The sequence below is a fragment of the Paracraurococcus ruber genome (genome assembly GCF_004353985.1).
GTDB lineage: Bacteria > Pseudomonadota > Alphaproteobacteria > Acetobacterales > Acetobacteraceae > Paracraurococcus > Paracraurococcus ruber.
This window is the reverse complement of the sequence record NZ_SMOA01000578.1, coordinates 1-1,275: the sequence shown is the minus strand read 5'-3', so window position 1 is coordinate 1,275 and position 1,275 is coordinate 1. Positions and strand designations below refer to the sequence as shown.

2 protein-coding genes are annotated in these 1,275 nt (G+C 78.0%); one reads left to right on the top strand and one right to left on the bottom strand.

Annotation, left to right across the window (positions count from 1 at the left end):
* Nucleotides 1–170 precede the first annotated feature (170 nt).
* Nucleotides 171–932, top strand: coding sequence for an aspartate/glutamate racemase family protein (locus E2C05_RS31870; RefSeq protein WP_133223606.1), 762 nt, complete (start codon nucleotides 171–173; stop codon nucleotides 930–932).
* Between the two features lie 84 nt (nucleotides 933–1,016).
* On the opposite strand, the gene E2C05_RS33715 is transcribed toward E2C05_RS31870, so the two are convergent.
* Nucleotides 1,017–1,275, bottom strand: a 259-nt coding sequence (locus tag E2C05_RS33715; RefSeq protein WP_158292503.1) for a hypothetical protein, incomplete at its 5' end; no start/stop codon positions are given.

Below are 1,275 nucleotides of genomic sequence, written 5' to 3'. Positions count from 1 at the left end.
CCGGCCGGCAGGCCTGGCGGCACGGCCCCCCACCGGCGCCGCCGGCCGCCGCCTCCCGGACACATCGCCCCGCGCGCTGCGCCCCTTTTCCACGCCCCACCCGCAGCGCCGCCGCCGGCCCGGCCGGCGCCCTGTTCCCGCCCCGCCGCGATCCGCCCTACCCTGGGCGCATGGCCCGCCCCCATCCCCGACCGATCGCCCCTGGCGGCCGCACCGTCTTCGGTGCGCCGGTCGGGATCCTGATGCTGGAAACCCGCTTTCCCCGCATCCCCGGCGATATCGGCCATGCCGGCACCTGGCCCTTCCCGGTGCTCTACCAGGTGGTCCGCGGCGCCAGCCCGGCCCGGGTTGTGGAACAGGGCGGCCGCGGCCTGCTGCCCGACTTCATCGCCGCCGGCCAGGCGCTGGTGGCGACGGGCGCGGACGCAATCACCACCTCCTGCGGCTTCCTCGTGCTGTTTCAGGCGGAATTGCAGGCGGCCCTCGGCGTGCCCGTCGCCACCTCCGCCCTGCTGCAGATCCCCTGGGTCCAGGCCATGCTGCCGCCCGGCCGCCGCGTGGGCGTGCTGACCGCTAGCCGCGCCGCGCTCACCCCCGCCCATCTCGCCGCCGCGGGCGCCCCGGCGGATACGCCGGTCGGCGGGCTCGAGGGCGGCACGGCGCTCTACCCCGTGCTGGTCCGGCAGGAGACGCCGGACCTCGACCCCGCGGCGGCGGCGGCAGAGGTGGTGGCGGCCGGCCACGCCCTGGCGGCGGCGCATCCCGATCTCGGCGCCATCGTGCTGGAATGCACCAACCTGCCGCCCTATGCCGCCGCGCTGCGGGCGGCGCTGGGCCTGCCGGTCTTCGACATCGTCTCGCTGGTCATCTGGCTGCGGCTGGGGGTCCAGCCGGGGCGGTTTCCCGCCCTGGCCGGCCCGCATGGCGGCTGACTGGCCTGGCCCGTCCTCCGGGCGCGCAGCCGCCGCGCCAGCCTGGCGCGCGGTGAACCCGGCATGCGCCGGGATCCGGGCCCGTCAGTAGCCGAGGCTGGTCGCCGCGCCGAAGCCGAAGGTGTTGCCGATGCCGGCCGAGACCTCGGACGGGCGGCCGCCCGGCCAGCCATTGGTCGAATCCAACCGCATCAGCGCCTGCTGCATGTTGGCGCTGGCGATCGCCGCCTGCGGCAGCGGGCCCAGGTCGCCGAGGCGCGCCACGCTCCGCTCCCCGCCCGGCAGGAAGACCGGCGCCAGCAGCGCCGCGGCGGCGCGCCCGGCCTGGCCCGCCCGCAGCGCC